Below are 15,396 nucleotides of genomic sequence, written 5' to 3'. Positions count from 1 at the left end.
GGGGCCAGCGGAACGACCGTGACGAGCGTTGACAGGCAGGTTCGCACAGGTTTACGTTAACGTAAAGGTAAACACAGCCGAGCCCGTTTCCATGTCCAAGACCTACAGCATTTCCGACCTCGCCCGCGAACTGGATGTGACCACCCGCGCCATCCGCTTCTACGAGGAGCAGGAGATGCTCTTCCCCGAACGCCGGGGCCAGGAGCGCATCTACAGCCCCAAGGACCTGGTGGCGCTGAAGCTGATCCTGCGCGGCAAGCGCATCGGCTTCTCCCTCGCCGAGTGCAAGGAGCTGATCGACCTCTACGACCCGAGCAGCGGCAACCGCAAGCAGCTGGAGACCTTCATGGAGAAGATCGCCGCCCGCCGCGCGCAGCTGGAACAGCAGCTGCTCGACATCCAGCAGATGCAGCTGGAGCTGGACACCGCCGAGGAACGCTGCCTGGCCGCCCTCGCCGAAACCAAGAAACAGGGCGCCAGCGCCTGACCCGACAACCCGTTTCCCGACAATCACAAGCACAGGTGGAACCATGACTTACCCGAGCCTGAACTTCGCCCTCGGCGACACCATCGACATGCTGCGCGAGCAGGTGCAGCACTTCGTCGCCGCCGAACTGGCGCCCCGCGCGGCCCAGGTGGACAGCGAGAATGCCTTCCCCATGGACATGTGGAAGAAGTTCGGCGAGATGGGCCTGCTCGGCATCACCGTGCCCGAGGAGTTCGGCGGCGCGGGCCTGGGCTACCTGGCCCACGTGGTGGCCATGGAGGAGATCAGCCGCGGTTCCGCCTCGGTCGCCCTCTCCTACGGCGCCCACTCCAACCTGTGCGTCAACCAGATCAACCGCAACGGCACCGCCGAGCAGAAGCACAAGTACCTGCCCAAGCTGATCAGCGGCGAGCACGTCGGCGCCCTGGCCATGAGCGAGCCCAACGCCGGCTCCGACGTGGTCTCCATGAAGCTGCGCGCCGACCGCAAGGGCGACCGCTTCGTGCTCAACGGCAGCAAGACCTGGATCACCAACGGGCCCGACGCCAACACCTACGTGATCTACGCCAAGACCGACCTGGACAAGGGCCCCCACGGCATCACCGCCTTCATCGTCGAGCGCGACTGGAAGGGGTTCTCCCGCAGCAACAAGTTCGACAAGCTCGGCATGCGCGGCTCCAACACCTGCGAGCTGTTCTTCGATGACGTCGAGGTGCCGGAGGAAAACATCCTCGGCGTGCTCAATGGTGGCGTGAAGGTGCTGATGAGCGGGCTCGACTACGAGCGCGTGGTGCTCTCCGGCGGCCCCACCGGGATCATGCAGGCGTGCATGGACGTGGTGGTGCCCTACATCCACGACCGCAAGCAGTTCGGCCAGAGCATCGGCGAGTTCCAGCTGATCCAGGGCAAGGTCGCCGACATGTACACCCAGCTCAACGCCAGCCGCGCCTACCTCTATGCCGTGGCCCAGGCCTGCGACCGCAGCGAGACCACCCGCAAGGACGCCGCCGGGGTGATCCTCTACACCGCCGAGCGCGCGACGCAAATGGCCCTGGACGCGATCCAGATCCTCGGCGGCAACGGCTACATCAACGAATTCCCCGCCGGCCGCCTGCTGCGCGACGCCAAGCTCTACGAGATCGGCGCCGGCACCAGCGAGATCCGCCGCATGCTGATCGGGCGCGAGCTGTTCAACGAGACTAAGTAAGCGGCAAGCAGCAAGCTTCAAGCGGCAAGGGAGCCCCTCTTGCAGCTTGGTGCTTGCGGCTTGCAGCTCATGGAGAAGCCATGATCCTGCACACCCAGATCAACCCCCGCTCCCCCGACTTCGCCGCCAACGCCGCGGCGATGGGCGAGCAGGTCGGCGCGCTACGCGAGCTGCTGGCGCGCGTCCATGAAGGCGGCGGCGCCAAGGCCCAGGAACGCCACACCTCGCGGGGCAAGCTGCTGCCGCGCGAGCGCATCAACCGCCTGCTCGACCCCGGCTCGCCCTTCCTCGAGATCGGCCAGCTGGCCGCCCACGAGGTGTATGGCGAGGACGTGCCCGCCGCCGGCGTGGTGGCCGGCATCGGTCGCGTGGAAGGCGTCGAATGCATGATCGTGGCCAACGACGCCACGGTGAAAGGCGGCTCCTACTACCCGCTGACGGTGAAGAAGCACCTGCGCGCCCAGGCCATCGCCCGGGAAAACCGCCTGCCGTGCATCTACCTGGTGGACTCCGGCGGCGCCAACCTGCCGCGCCAGGACGAGGTCTTCCCCGACCGCGAGCACTTCGGCCGCATCTTCTTCAACCAGGCCAACATGAGCGCCCTGGGCATCCCGCAGATCGCCGTGGTCATGGGCTCCTGCACCGCCGGTGGCGCCTACGTGCCGGCGATGAGCGACGAGACCATCATGGTGCGCAACCAGGCCACCATCTTCCTCGCCGGCCCGCCGCTGGTGAAGGCCGCCACCGGCGAGGTGGTGAGCGCCGAGGACCTGGGCGGTGCCGATGTGCACTGCAAGACCTCGGGCGTGGCCGACCACTACGCCGAGGACGACGCCCACGCCCTGGCGCTCGCGCGCCGCAGCATCGCCAACCTCAATTGGCGCAAGCTCGGCCAGCTCAACCACCGCCAGCCGGTGCCACCGCGCTACGCGGCGGAGGAGCTGTACGGGGTGATCCCGGCGGACGCCAAGCAGCCCTTCGATGTGCGCGAGGTGATCGCCCGCCTGGTGGACGGCTCCGAGTTCGATGAATTCAAGGCCCTGTTCGGCACCACCCTGGTGTGCGGCTTCGCCCACCTGAACGGCTACCCGATCGCCATCCTCGCCAACAACGGCATCCTCTTCGCCGAGGCTGCGCAGAAAGGCGCGCACTTCATCGAACTGGCCTGCCAGCGCGGCATCCCGCTGCTGTTCTTGCAGAACATCACAGGCTTCATGGTCGGCCAGAAGTACGAGGCCGGCGGCATCGCCAAGCACGGCGCCAAGCTGGTCACCGCCGTGGCCTGCGCCAGGGTGCCCAAGTTCACCGTGATCATCGGCGGCAGCTTCGGCGCCGGTAACTACGGCATGTGCGGCCGCGCCTACGACCCGCGCTTCCTGTGGATGTGGCCCAACGCGCGCATCGGCGTGATGGGCGCCGAGCAGGCCGCCGGGGTGCTGGCCCAGGTCAAGCGCGAGCAGAGCGAACGCGCCGGGCAGGTGTTCAACGCCGAGGAAGAGGCCCGCCTCAAGCAGCCGATCCTCGACCAGTACGAGCGCCAGGGGCACCCCTACTACTCCAGCGCGCGGCTCTGGGACGACGGCGTGATCGACCCGGCGCAGACCCGCGAGGTGCTCGCCATGGCGATCTCCAGCGCGCTCAACGCGCCGATCGAGCCGACCACTTTCGGCGTGTTCAGGATGTGAAAAAACCAGCCGCAAGCTGCAAGCCGCAAGCCCCAAGGGCCGCGGCTCGCACTTGCAGCTTGCCGCTTGAAACGTGCAGCTGGGGAACCCCATGACCGACTTCGACACCCTGCAACTGGAGTTCGCCGACAACGGCGTCGCCACCCTCTGGCTCAACCGCCCGGAGAAGAACAACGCCTTCAACGCCGGCATGATCCGTGAGCTGATCCTCGCCATCGAAACCGTCAAGAGCGCCGCCAACGTGCGCTTCCTGATACTGCGCGGCCGGGGCCGGCACTTCTCCGCCGGCGCGGATCTCGCCTGGATGCAGGAGTCCGCGCGCCTCGACTACAACGCCAACCTGGACGACTCCCGCGAGCTGGCCGAGCTGATGTACAACCTCTACCAGCTCAAGGTGCCGACCCTGGCCGTGGTGCAGGGCGCGGCCTTTGGCGGCGCACTGGGCCTGATCAGCTGCTGCGACATGGCCATCGGTGCCAGCGACGCGCAGTTCTCCCTGTCGGAGGTGCGCATCGGCCTGGCCCCGGCGGTGATCAGCCCCTTCGTGGTCCAGGCCATCGGCGAGCGCGCCGCGCGCCGCTACGCCCTCACCGCCGAACGCTTCAGCGGCGAGCGCGCCCGCGAACTGGGCCTGCTCGCCGAGTGCTACCCGGCGGAGGAACTGGAACAGGCGGTGCAGGACTGGACCGCCAACCTGCTGCTGAACAGCCCCCAGGCCATGCGCGTGAGCAAGGAGCTGATGCGCGAAGTCGGCAGCGGTGCCCTCAGCCCCAACCTGCGCCGCTACACCGAGAACGCCATCGCCCGCATCCGCGTCAGCCCCGAGGGGCAGGAAGGGCTCACGGCCTTCCTGGAGAAGCGCAAGCCGAGTTGGCAGACGAACAGCTAGAAGCTGGAAGCCCGAAGCTGGAAGCAGTCGCAGCCAGCACTAGCCCCAGCTCGCCAAAGGAGCAGAACAATGATTACAACCTTGCTGATCGCCAACCGTGGCGAAATCGCCTGCCGGGTGATGCGCACCGCCAAGGCCCTGGGCCTGACCACCGTGGCCGTGCACAGTGAAATCGATCGCCACGCCCGCCACGTGCGCGAGGCGGACATGGCGGTGAACCTGGGGGGCGCCAAGCCCTCGGAAAGCTACCTGCTGGCCGAGCGCATCATCGCCGCCGCCCAGGCCAGCGGTGCCCAGGCCATCCACCCCGGCTACGGCTTCCTCTCCGAGAACGCCGCCTTCGCCCGTGCCATCGAGGCCGCCGGCCTGGTGTTCCTCGGCCCGCCGGCCAGCGCCATCGACGCCATGGGCAGCAAGTCCGCCGCCAAGGCGCTGATGGAGGAAGCCGGCGTGCCCCTGGTGCCCGGCTACCACGGCGAGGCCCAGGACCTGGAGACCTTCCGCACCGCCGCCGAGCGCATCGGCTACCCGGTGCTGCTGAAAGCCGCCGCCGGTGGTGGCGGCAAGGGCATGAAGGTGGTCGAGCGCGAAGCCGAGCTGGGCGAAGCCCTGGCCTCGGCCCAGCGTGAAGCCCAGTCGGCCTTCGGCGACGCGCGCATGCTGGTGGAGAAGTACGTCCTCAAGCCGCGCCACGTGGAGATCCAGGTGTTCGCCGACCGCCACGGCAACTGCCTGTACCTCAACGAGCGTGATTGCTCGATCCAGCGCCGCCACCAGAAGGTGGTCGAGGAAGCCCCCGCCCCCGGCCTGTCGCCGGAGCTGCGCCGCGCCATGGGCGAAGCCGCCGTGCGCGCCGCCCAGGCCATTGGCTACGTCGGTGCCGGCACCGTGGAATTCCTCCTCGACGAGCGTGGCGACTTCTTCTTCATGGAGATGAACACCCGCCTGCAGGTGGAGCACCCGGTCACCGAGGCCATCACCGGCCTGGACCTGGTGGCCTGGCAGATCCGCGTCGCCCGGGGCGAGGCGCTGCCCATCACCCAGGAGCAGGTGCCGCTGAACGGCCATGCCATCGAAGTGCGCCTCTACGCGGAAGACCCGCAGCAGGACTTCCTCCCCGCCAGCGGCCGCCTCGCGCTGTACCGCGAACCCGCCGCCGGCCCCGGCCGCCGGGTGGACAGCGGCGTCGCCGAGGGCGATGAGGTCTCGCCCTTCTACGACCCGATGCTGGCCAAGCTGATCGCCTGGGGCGAGACCCGCGAGGAAGCCCGCCAGCGCCTGCTGGCCATGCTCGACGAAACCGCCGTGGGCGGCTTCGCCACCAACCTGGCCTTCCTCCGCCGCGTGCTGGCCCACCCCGCCTTCGCCGCCGCCGAACTGGACACCGGCTTCATCGCCCGCCACCAGGAGCCACTTCTGCCCGCCCCTGCCGCGCGGCCCGAAGCCCTCTGGCAGGTTGCCGCCGAAGCCTTCCGCCAGGGCAGCGCCGCCCGCCTGCGCGAGGACGACCCGCATTCGCCCTGGAGCCGCAACGATGGCTGGCGCCCCGGGCTGCCCAGCGAGGTGGACCTGCACCTGGCCTGTGGCGAGGAACGCCAGGTGGTGCGCCTGCGCGGCACCGCGCCGAGCCCGATCCGCCTCGAGGGCGAACGCCTGTGGCAGGAACAGGACGGCATCACCCGCCAGCGCCTGGCGATCCGCCGGGGCAACACCCTCTACCTGGAATGGGACGGCGAGCTGCAACGCGTGGAACAGGTCGACCCGGTGGCCGAGGCCCAGGCCGGGCACGCCCATCACGGAGGGCTGACGGCGCCCATGAACGGCAGTATCGTGCGCATCCTGGTGGACGCCGGCCAGGCCGTCGAAGCCGGCACTGCCCTGGTGGTGCTGGAGGCGATGAAGATGGAGCACAGCATCCGCGCGCCCCACGCAGGCACCGTCAAGGCGCTGTACTGCAGCGAAGGCGAACTGGTCGCCGAAGGCACCGCGCTGGTGGAGCTGGAAGAGGCCTGAGGGGGCACAGCCCCGTAGGGTGGATGTCGTCGCTCTTTACATCCACCAGCCTGGCCCGGCCCGGCACCTGCCACCGATGCCCTTGTAGGATGGGTAGAGCCCCGCGAAACCCATCGCGGGGTTGATGGGTTTCGCTTCGCTCTACCCATCCTACGGAGATGAACTCTGATTAAGCCGGGAACCCGGCTCGGCGCCGCCGATGAATGAGAGAGATGACGCGATGACGATTCCCAAGAAGGTCCGCCTGGTCGAAGTCGGCCCCCGCGATGGCCTGCAGAACGAGAAGCAACCCATCAGCGTGGCCGACAAGGTGCGCCTGGTGGACGACCTCTCCGCCGCCGGCCTCGGCTACATCGAGGTGGGCAGCTTCGTCTCGCCCAAGTGGGTGCCGCAGATGGCCGGCAGCACCGAGGTGTTCGCCGGCATCACCTACCGCCCGGGCGTCACCTATGCCGCCCTGGCGCCGAACATGAAGGGCTTCGAGGCCGCCCTGGAAGCCGGGGTGAAGGAAGTGGCGGTGTTCGCCGCCGCCTCCGAGGCCTTCTCGCAGAAGAACATCAACTGCTCCATCGCCGAGAGCCTGGAGCGCTTCGTGCCGCTGATGGACGCGGCGCGGGCCAACGGCATCCGCGTGCGCGGCTACATCTCCTGTGTGCTGGGCTGCCCCTACGAGGGCGAGGTGCCCGCCGAACAGGTGGCCGCCATCGCCGCCCAGCTGGACGCCATGGGCTGCTATGAAGTCTCCCTCGGCGACACCATCGGCACCGGCACCGCCGGCGCCACCCGCCACCTGTTCGAGGTGGTGGGCGCCAGGGTGCCCCGCGAGCGCCTCGCCGGGCACTTCCACGACACCTACGGCCAGGCCGTGGCCAACGTCCACGCCGGCCTGCTGGAAGGCATCGCCGTGTTCGACAGCTCCGTCGCCGGCCTCGGCGGCTGCCCCTACGCCAAGGGCGCCACCGGCAACGTCGCCACCGAAGACCTGCTCTACCTCATGAACGGCATGGGCATCGAAACCGGCATCGACATGGACCGCCTGGTGGACGCCGGCCAACGCATCTGCGCCGTGCTCGGCAAGGAAAACGGCTCCCGCGTCGCCCGCGCGCTGCTGGCCAAGCGGGGCAGATAGTTCCGGTCTACTTGCCGTTTTCAAAAATTAACGCTGGGGTCTCATCCACCCCACAGGCAACGATCTCTGCAACCAGGAAGGCGGAGCCAGTCCGCCACCTACCCGCTCCTGCATTTGCAGTTCAAGCGTTCGCATAGATTCCGCTCCCTATCGGCTAACCAAGGCCAAACAAATCCATCTGTTATCCCCGCTCCTTCGCGAAATTTTCTTCGCCGCTTTTTGGCAATAAGAAACCGGGCCTGACATGATCGAAAACAGCGGTCCTTTTAACGCCTAACGCTTCCCGCCTAGAATTTATAAAGCATTACCACCCAACCGCCAATTAAACCCCACCAGACCATTCAAATAATGTAATAAATTGACTAGGCGCCTTGTGTCATTTTCACCCCCTTAAATACCGCCTAAGAATCTTCGCAAGCAACGTCGCTACTTTTCGCCAGCTTTCATAAGCCGCTACCTATTGAAACTCATCGCATTCAAGACAAGCATCAAATGGCATCACAGCGAAGGAGCAGAAGGAGCGGACTTCAATGCTAAAAAACCAATCATTTAAACCCAGCCAATTAATAGTTAGAGCAAGCACTTCGACCGAAGCATCAAACAGGCATAAAAACTATCTCTCAGCACATCATGCCTGCAGCAGTCATATGCATCTTCTCCAAGCAGTTAAAGGAGAGGTTTTCACACTCAAAATCGGATGATTTTTTGCCCATGCGTGGACTGAAAGTGATAGCGGTTTGGTTATAGGCGACAAACAAGAAATCCCTGAATCACTTCATGAAATCCTCTCTATCTAGCAAGAGATCATTATCCCGACCATGAGCACCAAACTAACTCATTCCTACCGTAACGCGCTCGACATAACTAAACAAAAATACCCGGCATTCTTCAGAGACTTCTCATTAGTACTTGCTATTATTTTATTCATTTCCGCGTTCAGCTCTATCGTACCGCTACTTTTGAGGGAGTCAGCAAATTTACTGAGCAACTCTTCTGCCGAGAGAAGCCTTTTATATATAGTTGTCTCTGCCTATGCACTAGCCTGGACAGTCAGCAATGCAATGGAATGGCTCAAAAGCATAGCAACCTCTTATGTCATGGTACGCTGCGATGCGTCTTTTTATAGATCACTATTCGAATGCTTCTTAAAGCTCACCCCAGAAAATCATAAAATCCTAACAAAGGGAGAGATTCTTTCAGATTTTGACAGATCAATGACAAGTTTTGGACAAATCAATCAAACACTATTCTGGACTCTAGCACCATTAGCCTTCGAATTAATTCTTGTATTCATCATCTTGTGGAAATCAACGAGCCTAGCTTTCTCCTTCGCATTTTTAGTTTCCATCACCCTGCTATTTCTTATCGCAATATGGGTATCACAAAGAACAGAAGACGTGCACCTGGACTGTTTCAATGCAGTAAATGAACTTACTGAGTTCCTGTCTGAAAAAATTGATGCAACCAACGAAATACTTATAAACGCCTCGCAACCTAGAGAATCAAGAAAAATCAAAAGCGTCATTCATAATTATACAAAGGCTATCTTCAAAGCAAACTCACGAATGGCTCTCCTACTAAGCTTGCAAGTCATTGCGATCGGTATGACCCTCCTCGCATTCACCCTTACATCGGCCAACCTTACACTTAATAACCAATTCTCGGTCGGCGACTTTGTGATGGTGGTCTCCTATGTCGTCCAGCTAACAGCCCCATTCGCAGTAATCGCCAGCTCCTTAGTCGGCCTGAAGAGAGATCATCTTGCACTGGAGGCCGGCCTCAAATATTTCAAGCTCACCGCCCCCTCTCCAAGCGGTACAACTCAGTGCAAAAAATCCTCTATATTGTTCAAGATAGACAAATATCAAACCGAGCATATCAAACCACTGTCCACCAACATCCAGCTCGGAAAGACCTACGCAATCTGCGGCCCTTCCGGCAGCGGAAAGACAACATTAATCAATAGTATGATCGGGTTAAATCGCACCTATACAGGTTCCATAGCCCTCTTCGGGGCGGACCTGAAGACCCTTTCGTCCGATGCGGTAATTGACCAAATAAGCGTTGTCCAACAAACCCCATTTATCTTTTCGGGAACGGTTCGTGAAAACCTGCTTTACGGCACGGACAGGGTGGTGGATGACAGCGAGCTGATTGAAGTAATTGACGCACTAGACCTTCACCTGAGCGACGATGTCAGCACAAATAGCCTAGACATAGCTGTCGGTGGAGAAAACCGTTCACTTTCAGGGGGGGAGCAACAGCGAATTGGTATTGCCAGAGCAGTATTACGTCAGAAACGTATAATTATTCTCGATGAACCAACTTCCGCTCTAGATGAAAACACTGCAAAAAAAGCGCTTCGTTTCCTTAGGTCACAGGGTGGTACTTTGATCTTTGCCAGCCATCAAGGCTCCATCATAGAAATGGCGGATGAGATAGTGCGTATAGAACTTATGACACACGCCGAGAGCTTCAATGAAGCAGAATCGGATTGGGCGCAGCGTTGACTGCGCCCAACATCCATCGCTGTTTACCTCACCTCGCCTTTCCCCATCACGGCATCACCGGCGGCACGTATTCCAGGGTGGTGCCCAGGGCCCACAGCAGCACCAGCACCAGCGGGGTGTGCACCAGCAGCTGGACGAAGGAGAAGCCGATCAGGTCGCGCGCCTTCAGGCCCAGCACGCCCAGCAGGGGCAGCATGTAGAAGGGGTTGATCAGGTTCGGCAGCGCCTCGGCGGCGTTGTAGATCTGCACCGACCAGCCCAGGTGGTAGCGCAGCTCGTTGGCCACCTGCATCACGTAGGGCGCCTCGATGATCCACTTGCCGCCACCGGAGGGAATGAAGAAGCCCAGCACGGCGGAGTACACGCCCATCAGCAGCGCGTAGGTGTCGTGGGAGGCGATCTGCACGAAGAAGGTGGAGATGTGGTGCGCCAGGGTCTGGCCGTCGCTGCCGTTGACGGTGGTCATCAGCGCGGCGATGGAGCCGTACAGCGGGAACTGGATCAGCACCCCGGTGGTGGTCGGCACGGCGCGGGCCACGGCGTCGAGGAAGCTGCGCGGGCGCCAGTGCAGCAGCGCACCGGCCATGATGAACAGCAGGTTGTAGGTGTTGAGCCCGGAGATGGCGGTGATCGCCGGCTTGCTGGCGAACTCCTGGGCCAGCCAGCCACCGGCCAGCACCACCAGCATGATGATCAGCAGCGGGCTGTGCTCCAGCCACTCGCCCGGGCGGGTCGGCTTGGGCTGCGGCGGCGCGGTGAAGCTCGGGTCCACGCCGCAGGCCTTGGCATCACGGGCGCTGGCCGCGCTGGGCGCGGTCATGTAGGCGATGGCCAGGGACACCAGGATCAGCGCCAGCAGCATCACGCCCGATTGCCAGAGGAAGATGGTCTCGGTGAAGGGGATCACGCCGGTGATGGCGAGGATGGACGGCGGCAGGCTGGCCGGGTTGGCCTGCAACTGCGCGGCGGAGGACGACAGCCCCAGTGCCCACACGGCGCCCAGGCCGAGGTAGGCGGCGGCACCGGCGGCGCGGTAGTCCATCTTGATGTCTTCACGGCGGGCCAGGGCGCGTACCAGCAGGCCGCCGAACACCAGGGACAGGCCCCAGTTGAGCAGCGAGGCGAGCATGGAGATCAGCGCCACCCAGGCCACCGCCGAGCGCCCGTTCTTCGGCACCCGGGCCAGCAGGTCGATGAGCCGGGACGCCGGGCCGGAGCTGGCGACCACATAGCCGCCGATGACCACGAAGGCCATCTGCATGGTGAAGGGGATCAGGCTCCAGAACCCGTCACCGAAGGCCTTGGCCGTGGCGCTGGCGGGTGCGCCCATGGCCATCACGGCGACGGTGACGATCAGGACCGCCAGCGCGGCGAATACCCAGGAGTCGGGGAACCAGCGCTCGGCCCAGGCTGAGCAGCGCATGGCGAAACGGGCGGAACGGCTTTCTTCGAGTTGCGTGACCATCGGTCTACCTCACTTTTATTCTTGTCGGCATGGCACGGCCGGGGCCGGGCACCGGATAAGGGTTGGAACCAGCACGAGGGTCTTTGCCCCCTGTTTGCCTGAAACGACGACGCCACGCCCCAGGGCGTGGAATGCGTCTTGCGCCGCTCGGTGAGCGGTGCGGTGCGTGATGCAATTCCCGGCGCAACCTTTATCCGTAGGTTGTCACCGGGCGCAGCGGAGCCCAGCACGGGAGGCTGGGCCGGGTGATGCGTCGGGCCGGGTTCCTCGGCCCGACTGGAGGCTTAACGCTCGATCGCCAGCGCCACGCCCTGGCCGCCACCGATGCACAGGGTGGCGAGGCCCTTCTTGGCATCGCGCTTGATCATCTCGTGCAGCAGGGTCACCAGTACGCGGCAGCCGGAGGCGCCGATGGGGTGGCCGATGGCGATGGCGCCGCCGTTGACGTTGACCTTATCGGCATCCCAGCCCAGCTCCTTGCCCACGGACAGGGCCTGGGCGGCGAAGGCTTCGTTGGCTTCGATCAGGTCCAGCTCGCCGAGGTTCCAGCCGGCCTTTTCCAGGCAGCGCCTGGTGGCCGAGACCGGGCCGATGCCCATGATCGCCGGGTCGACGCCGGCGTTGGCGTAGGCGGCGATGCGCGCCAGCACCGGCAGGCCCAGGGCCTTGGCTTTTTCGGCGCTCATCAGCAGCACGGCGGCGGCGCCGTCGTTGAGGCTGGAGGCGTTGCCGGCGGTGACGCTGCCGTCCTTCTTGAACGCCGGCTTGAGCTTGGCCAGGGCTTCGGCGGTGGTGCCGGCGCGGGGCTGCTCGTCGGTGGCGAAGGCGACGGGCTCGCCCTTCTTCTGCGGGATCAGGATGGGGGTGATCTCGTCCTTGAAGCGCCCGGCTTCGATGGCCGCGCAGGCCTTCTGCTGGGAGGCGGCGGCGAAGGCGTCCTGGGCTTCACGGCTGATGCCGTACTTCTCCACCAGGTTCTCCGCGGTGATGCCCATGTGGTAGTCGTTGAAGGCGTCCCACAGGCCGTCCTGGATCATGGTGTCGACCAGCTTGGCGTGGCCCATGCGCAGGCCGGTGCGGGCGCCGGGCATGACGTAGGGGGCGAGGCTCATGCTTTCCTGGCCGCCGGCGATGATCACCTCGGCGTCGCCACAGCGAATCGCCTGGGCCGCCAGGTGCAGGGCCTTGAGGCCGGAGCCGCAGACCTTGTTCAGGGTCATGGCCGGCACGGCGTTGGGCAGGCCGGCGAGGATGGCGGCCTGGCGCGCGGGGTTCTGGCCGGAACCTGCGGTGAGCACCTGGCCGAGGATGACCTCGTCCACCTGGGCGCCGTCGAGGCCGGTCTGGGCCAGCAGCTGGCGGATCACCGCGGCGCCCAGCTCGGGGGCGGGGATGTTGGCCAGCGAGCCCTGGAAGCTGCCGACGGCGGTGCGGGTGGCGGCGACTATGACGACGTCTTGCATGTTCGGTTCTCCTGCGGGGCCACGCCGCACGGGCATGGCCGATGAACAAAAGACCGCCCCGTGGACGAGCGTGCGTGGCGTTTCGTCCGCGGGGCGGCAGAGCAATCAGAAGCTCATTTCGATCACATCGTCCGGGACGATCAGCTTGCCGGCGGTCTTGGCGACGATCTCCTCGATGCTGACGCCCGGGGCGCGCTCGCGGAGGATGAAGGCGCCGTCCTCGATCTCCAGGTAGGCCAGGTCGGTGAGCACCTTGCGGATGCAGCGGCAGCCGGTGAGCGGCAGGCTGCAATGCTTGAGCAGCTTGGACTCGCCGTCCTTGGAGGCGTGGGTCATGGTGACGATGATGTTGTCGGCGCCGGCCACCAGGTCCATCGCGCCGCCCATGCCCTTGACCAGCTTGCCGGGGATCATCCAGGAGGCGATGTTGCCCTGCACGTCCACCTCGAAGGCGCCCAGCACCGTGAGGTCGACGTGGCCGCCACGGATCATGGCGAAGGATTCGGCGGAGTCGAAGATCGCCGCGCCCTTGCTGGCGGTGACCGTCTGCTTGCCGGCGTTGATCATGTCGGCGTCGACTTCCTCCTCGGTGGGGAAGGCGCCCATGCCCAGCAGGCCGTTCTCGGATTGCAGCATCACCTCCATGCCCTCGGGCACGTAGTTGGCCACCAGGGTGGGGATGCCGATCCCCAGGTTCACGTAGTAGCCGTCCTTCAGTTCGCGGGCCACGCGCTGGGCCATCTGTTCGCGGGTCAGTGCCATTTCAAAGGCCTCATCTTGTTCTGTTATCGGAGAGGATGCTCAGGAGCGAGTGGTGCGCTTTTCGATGCGCTTCTCGAAGGTGCCCTGAATGATGCGATCGACGTAGATGCCCGGGGTGTGGATCTGGCTCGGGTCCAGCTCGCCGGGTTCGACGATCTCCTCCACCTCGACCACGGTGATGCGGCCGGCGGTGGCCACCACCGGGTTGAAGTTCTGCGCGGTGTGGCGGTAGATCACGTTGCCGTAGCGGTCGGCCTTCCAGCCCTTGACGATGGCGAAGTCGCCGGTGATGGCCGGCTCGAGGATGTAGGGGCGGCCGTTGAATTCGCGGGCCTCCTTGCCTTCGGCGACCGGGGTGCCATAGCCGGTGGCCGTGTAGAAGGCGGGGATGCCGGCGCCGCCGGCGCGCAGCTTCTCGGCGAGGGAGCCCTGGGGGGTGAGCTCGACTTCCAGTTCGCCGCTGAGCAGTTGCTGCTCGAACAGGGCGTTCTCGCCGACGTAGGAGGCGATCATCTTGCGGATCTGCCGGTCTTCCAGCAGCACGCCGAGGCCGAAGCCATCGACGCCGCAGTTGTTGGAGACCACGGTGAGGTCGCGCACGCCACGGCGGCGGATCTCGGCGATCAGGTTCTCGGGGATGCCGCACAGGCCGAAGCCCCCGGCGAGGACGGTCATGCCGTCGGTGAGCCCTTCGAGGGCTTCCTCGTAGCTGCCTACGCGCTTGTCGAGTCCACTCATGGTGCTGCCTCTTGTGATTGTCTTTGGCCCGGCACGTGGCCGGCGAGTGGGCCCAAGCTTCTCCTCGTTCGACTCATTTGTTAATTTTGTTTTTCCTCGCTATTGATCGGCAAAACAAATCAATGACCGTCAAGCAACTGCGTGCCTTCCTCGCCGTCGCCCAGAGCCTGAGCTTCGCCCAGGCCTGCGAGCGCCTGCACCTGTCCCAGCCGGCGCTGTCCCTGGCGATCAAGAACCTGGAGGAATCCCTCGGCGGCCAGTTGCTGGTGCGCACCACCCGCAGCGTGGCGCTGACGCCGGAGGGCGAGACCCTGCTGCCCATCGCCCGGCGCCTGCTGGCGGACTGGGACAACGCCGAGGAGCTGCTGCGCCAGCACTTCACCCTGCAGCTGGGCAAGGTGGCCATCGCCGCCATGCCCTCCTTCGCCGGCAACCTGCTGCCGGTGGGCCTCAAGGCCTTCCGCGACCGCCACCCGAAGGTCAACGTCGCGGTGCACGACGTGATCAACGAGCAGGTGCTGGAGATGGTGCGCAACCACCGCGTCGAGCTGGGCATCGCCTTCGAGCCGGAGTCCCTCGACGGCCTGGCCTTCACGCCCTTCTACAGCGACCGTTTCGTCGCCGTGGTGCCCGGCGATTGCCCGCTGGCCGAGCGCCGGGAAGTGAGCTGGGCGGAGCTGCTGGGCGAGCCCTTCATCACCCTGCAACGCCCCTCCGCCGTGCGCCTGCTGCTGGAGGAGCGGGTGGCGGCGCGGCACGGCCGGCTGCCGGTGGCCCTGGAGAGCCACCAGTTGGTGACGGTCGGGCGCATGGTCGCCCAGGGCCTGGGCGTGAGCGCGGTGCCCAGCCTGTGCATCCAGCAGATGGAGGAACTGGGCGCCCGCTGCATCGCCCTGCGCGACCCGCAGATCGAGCGCCGCGTGGGCCTGCTGTGGCTCGCCGGGCACACGCTTTCCACCGCCGCCCAGGCCCTGGCCGACGCGCTGCTGCACCTGCGCGACTGGAATCGCCAGGGGCATGCGGAACCCGGCGAGTGAGACCACCCCTA

General features: G+C 64.7%; 12 protein-coding genes. 8 read left to right on the top strand and 4 right to left on the bottom strand.

The genetic code is table 11. The features are described from left to right. The first annotated feature begins 91 nt into the window (after positions 1 to 91). The 7 genes from PHLH3_RS11790 (at position 92) to PHLH3_RS11760 (ending at position 9,920) form a co-directional block, all read left to right on the top strand. Entirely contained in the window at positions 92 to 487 is a 396-nt protein-coding gene (locus tag PHLH3_RS11790) for a MerR family DNA-binding transcriptional regulator (protein ID WP_021218137.1), read from the top strand. A gap of 43 nt (positions 488 to 530) precedes the next feature. Further along, a complete protein-coding gene (locus PHLH3_RS11785) occupies positions 531 to 1,694 on the top strand; it encodes an isovaleryl-CoA dehydrogenase (protein ID WP_173180051.1) in 1,164 nt (387 codons plus the stop codon). 80 nt (positions 1,695 to 1,774) lie between these two features. Next, the gene (locus tag PHLH3_RS11780; RefSeq protein ID WP_213629353.1) at positions 1,775 to 3,379 is read left to right on the top strand and encodes a carboxyl transferase domain-containing protein; all 1,605 of its coding nucleotides are present in this window, start codon (positions 1,775 to 1,777) and stop codon (positions 3,377 to 3,379) included. Between the two features lie 91 nt (positions 3,380 to 3,470). Next, positions 3,471 to 4,268, top strand: a complete 798-nt coding sequence (locus tag PHLH3_RS11775) for a gamma-carboxygeranoyl-CoA hydratase (RefSeq protein ID WP_213629351.1) — start codon at positions 3,471 to 3,473, stop codon at positions 4,266 to 4,268. Between the two features lie 69 nt (positions 4,269 to 4,337). Beyond that, positions 4,338 to 6,281, top strand: a complete 1,944-nt coding sequence (locus PHLH3_RS11770; RefSeq protein WP_213629349.1) for an acetyl/propionyl/methylcrotonyl-CoA carboxylase subunit alpha — start codon at positions 4,338 to 4,340, stop codon at positions 6,279 to 6,281. Between the two features lie 220 nt (positions 6,282 to 6,501). After that, complete coding sequence (locus tag PHLH3_RS11765; RefSeq protein ID WP_213629347.1) at positions 6,502 to 7,410, top strand: hydroxymethylglutaryl-CoA lyase; 909 nt, start codon at positions 6,502 to 6,504, stop codon at positions 7,408 to 7,410. An 818-nt stretch (positions 7,411 to 8,228) separates the two neighbouring features. Continuing rightward, positions 8,229 to 9,920: an ABC transporter ATP-binding protein gene (locus PHLH3_RS11760; RefSeq protein WP_213629345.1), complete on the top strand. Its 1,692-nt coding sequence runs from the start codon at positions 8,229 to 8,231 to the stop codon at positions 9,918 to 9,920. Between the two features lie 46 nt (positions 9,921 to 9,966). On the opposite strand, the gene PHLH3_RS11755 is transcribed toward PHLH3_RS11760, so the two are convergent. The 4 genes from PHLH3_RS11755 to PHLH3_RS11740 all read right to left on the bottom strand — a co-directional run bounded on the left by PHLH3_RS11755 (position 9,967) and on the right by PHLH3_RS11740 (position 14,348). Further along, positions 9,967 to 11,385: a short-chain fatty acid transporter gene (locus tag PHLH3_RS11755; protein WP_213629343.1), complete on the bottom strand. Its 1,419-nt coding sequence runs from the start codon at positions 11,383 to 11,385 to the stop codon at positions 9,967 to 9,969. A gap of 284 nt (positions 11,386 to 11,669) precedes the next feature. Continuing rightward, positions 11,670 to 12,848: an acetyl-CoA C-acetyltransferase gene (locus PHLH3_RS11750; protein ID WP_213629341.1), complete on the bottom strand. Its 1,179-nt coding sequence runs from the start codon at positions 12,846 to 12,848 to the stop codon at positions 11,670 to 11,672. Between the two features lie 105 nt (positions 12,849 to 12,953). Continuing rightward, a complete protein-coding gene (locus PHLH3_RS11745) occupies positions 12,954 to 13,610 on the bottom strand; it encodes a CoA transferase subunit B (protein WP_173180323.1) in 657 nt (218 codons plus the stop codon). 39 nt (positions 13,611 to 13,649) lie between these two features. Beyond that, on the bottom strand, positions 13,650 to 14,348 hold the full coding sequence (locus tag PHLH3_RS11740) for a CoA transferase subunit A (protein ID WP_213629339.1): 699 nt from the start codon (positions 14,346 to 14,348) through the stop codon (positions 13,650 to 13,652). 122 nt (positions 14,349 to 14,470) lie between these two features. Here PHLH3_RS11740 and PHLH3_RS11735 point away from each other — a divergent pair, with 122 nt between their 5' ends. After that, positions 14,471 to 15,385 (top strand): LysR family transcriptional regulator, encoded by a 915-nt coding sequence (locus PHLH3_RS11735; RefSeq protein WP_213629337.1) that lies wholly within the window; start codon positions 14,471 to 14,473, stop codon positions 15,383 to 15,385. The last annotated feature ends 11 nt before the right edge of the window (positions 15,386 to 15,396 follow it).

Source organism: Pseudomonas sp. Pc102, from assembly GCF_018408275.1.
Lineage (GTDB): Bacteria > Pseudomonadota > Gammaproteobacteria > Pseudomonadales > Pseudomonadaceae > Metapseudomonas > Metapseudomonas tohonis.
The sequence above is the reverse complement of the archived record's forward strand: the minus strand, read 5'-3'. Positions and strand labels throughout refer to the sequence as shown.

Bases quoted from the DNA above. Each gene is read 5' to 3' on its own strand.
- PHLH3_RS11790 (WP_021218137.1), top strand. From the start codon at position 92: ATGTCCAAGACCTACAGCATTTCCGACCTCGCCCGCGAACTGGATGTG.
- PHLH3_RS11785 (WP_173180051.1), top strand. From the start codon at position 531: ATGACTTACCCGAGCCTGAACTTCGCCCTCGGCGACACCATCGACATG.
- PHLH3_RS11780 (WP_213629353.1), top strand. From the start codon at position 1,775: ATGATCCTGCACACCCAGATCAACCCCCGCTCCCCCGACTTCGCCGCC.
- PHLH3_RS11775 (WP_213629351.1), top strand. From the start codon at position 3,471: ATGACCGACTTCGACACCCTGCAACTGGAGTTCGCCGACAACGGCGTC.
- PHLH3_RS11770 (WP_213629349.1), top strand. From the start codon at position 4,338: ATGATTACAACCTTGCTGATCGCCAACCGTGGCGAAATCGCCTGCCGG.
- PHLH3_RS11765 (WP_213629347.1), top strand. From the start codon at position 6,502: ATGACGATTCCCAAGAAGGTCCGCCTGGTCGAAGTCGGCCCCCGCGAT.
- PHLH3_RS11760 (WP_213629345.1), top strand. From the start codon at position 8,229: ATGAGCACCAAACTAACTCATTCCTACCGTAACGCGCTCGACATAACT.
- PHLH3_RS11755 (WP_213629343.1), bottom strand. From the start codon at position 11,385: ATGGTCACGCAACTCGAAGAAAGCCGTTCCGCCCGTTTCGCCATGCGC.
- PHLH3_RS11750 (WP_213629341.1), bottom strand. From the start codon at position 12,848: ATGCAAGACGTCGTCATAGTCGCCGCCACCCGCACCGCCGTCGGCAGC.
- PHLH3_RS11745 (WP_173180323.1), bottom strand. From the start codon at position 13,610: ATGGCACTGACCCGCGAACAGATGGCCCAGCGCGTGGCCCGCGAACTG.
- PHLH3_RS11740 (WP_213629339.1), bottom strand. From the start codon at position 14,348: ATGAGTGGACTCGACAAGCGCGTAGGCAGCTACGAGGAAGCCCTCGAA.
- PHLH3_RS11735 (WP_213629337.1), top strand. From the start codon at position 14,471: ATGACCGTCAAGCAACTGCGTGCCTTCCTCGCCGTCGCCCAGAGCCTG.